This is a genomic window from Streptomyces sparsus (assembly GCF_054776295.1).
Genome location: NZ_BAAHCA010000882.1, coordinates 1 through 2,023 on the forward strand (window position 1 = coordinate 1; position 2,023 = coordinate 2,023).

The 2,023-nt window shown below is 73.1% G+C and carries 2 protein-coding genes and 1 pseudogene; all 3 read left to right on the plus strand.

Features of this window, described 5'->3' with window-relative positions:
* A pseudogene (locus ACYVE9_RS24465) lies at window positions 1–204 on the plus strand (hypothetical protein); the annotation flags it as partial.
* On the plus strand, window positions 201–1,175 hold the full coding sequence (egtD, locus tag ACYVE9_RS24470) for an L-histidine N(alpha)-methyltransferase (protein ID WP_461030070.1): 975 nt from the start codon (window positions 201–203) through the stop codon (window positions 1,173–1,175). The pseudogene ACYVE9_RS24465 and the gene egtD, both read left to right, overlap by 4 nt.
* A 240-nt stretch (window positions 1,176–1,415) precedes the next feature.
* A complete protein-coding gene (locus ACYVE9_RS24475; RefSeq protein WP_461030071.1) occupies window positions 1,416–1,985 on the plus strand; it encodes an SRPBCC family protein in 570 nt (189 codons plus the stop codon).
* Window positions 1,986–2,023: the final 38 nt, after the last annotated feature.

Below are 2,023 nucleotides of genomic sequence, written 5' to 3' on the forward strand. Positions count from 1 at the left end.
GGCACCGGGCTCTCGCGAACACCGACCGGCCCCGGCGGGGCGGCGCCCTGGCCGGACGGGGTGGTGGTCGCCTCCGAGCCGGACGGCAGGCCGGGCTGGCGGGAAGCGCCGGAAGGCTCCCTGCTGCTGGCCACCCGAACATCCGTCACCACGCTCGCGCTGGCCCCGGCCCGCGCGGCCGTCGAGAGGACCCGCCCCGCATGACCAGCAACTTCACTCTCGACCACCGGCTGCCGCCCGGGCACTTCGCCGACGCGCTGCGCGCCGACGTGCTCAAGGGGCTCACCGGGCGGCCCAAGACGCTGCCGCCCAAGTGGTTCTACGACGCCCGCGGCAGCGCGCTGTTCGAGGAGATCACCGGGCTGCCCGAGTACTACCCGACCCGGGCGGAGCACCAGATCCTCCAGGACCGGGCCGCGGAGATCGCCGAGACCGCGGGGCCGGTCCGCACCCTGGCCGAGCTCGGCTCCGGCTCGTCGCGCAAGACCCGGCTGCTGCTGGACGCCCTCGGGCAGCGGTCGGGGCTGACGCACTACGCGCCGCTGGACGTCAGTGAGGACGCGCTGACCGAGGCCGGCGCCGCGCTGGTGCGGGACTACCCGGACTTGCGCGTCACGGCCGCCGTCACCGACTACGAGACGGACCTGACGCTGCCCGGCGAGGGGCCGACCCTGGTGGCCTTTCTCGGCGGCACGCTGGGCAATCTCGACACCGCCGGGCGCCGCTCCTTCTACGCCGCGCTGCACTCCCAACTCGGTTCGGGCGACGCCTTGTTGCTCGGTGTCGACCTGGTCAAGCCGGCCGAGGTGCTGGTACCGGCGTACGACGACGCGCAGGGCGTGACCGCGGAGTTCAACAAGAACGTGCTGCGGGTGCTCAACCGCGAACTGGGCGCCGACTTCGACCGGGACACCTTCACTCATGTGGCGCTGTGGAACGAGGAAGCCTCGCGCGTCGAGATGCGGTTGCGGTCCCGGACGGCCCAGACGGTGACGCTGCCGGCGCTCGGACTCACGGTGGAGTTCGGCAGCGGGGAGGAGATGCGCACCGAGATCTCGGTCAAGTTCCGCCGGGCCGGGCTCGCCGCCGAACTGGCCGGGTCGGGCTTCGCCGTCCGGCACTGGTGGACGGACCGCGCCGACCGGTTCGCCCTGCTGCTGGCCGTCCCGGTCTGACGGGCCGCCAGAACCGCCCGGACGGGGGCCGTCCGGGCGGTTCTCCGGCTCCGGGACGGCCCGCACACGTCCTGCGGACCGTCACCCGACCGGGTGTACGTACCTGCTGATCGCCCGAATGGCTCACCCCCAGGCGACATTACCGACACTTCCCATGAATCTGGGATCAACAGGTACACCCGGGTCGGGGAGTGAGGCTTACCGCGGCGGACGCGGGAACCCGCTCGTAGGAGGTGCCGTATGCCACAGGTACAGGTCTATGTGTCCGTTCCACTGCCCGTCGACGAGGTGTTCTGGTTCCTCGCCGACGGAGCCAACCTGCCGCGCTGGCACTCCGGAGTGATGGAGATCCGCCCGGAGGATCCCGGCGGTCCGGTGTGGGGCGAAGGGTGCAACTACCAGTACCGCTTTCCCGGACGGCATCGCGACTTCCGGCTGGCGTGCTGCGCGTACGAGCCGGGCGCACGGGTCGGCTTCGTCGGCCAGCGCATGTGGACGCCGCTCGGCAGCCAGCTCCCCCGGTACGACTTCCGGGTGTGGCCGCAGGGCCGCGGCTGCCGGGTCGGCCTCCAGGTCACCTGCCGGCTGTCGGGCGGCATGCTGGCGCTGTGGCCGGTCGTGTCGATGGGCTGGCGCCGCGACCTGCCGGAGGACGCGCAGCGGCTGCACGAGGTGCTGACGGGCACCGAGGAGACCGCTGAGATCGGCTTCGACCCCGGCCTCGCCTGCCGGGACGCCATCACCCCGCAGCCCCGCGGCCAGCACCGCCGCCCCCAGCGCCGCTTCCGACTGCCCGCCGCCCACGGCTGACCCGCCGCTCCCCACCCGGCACCACCCCCGCAGCACCT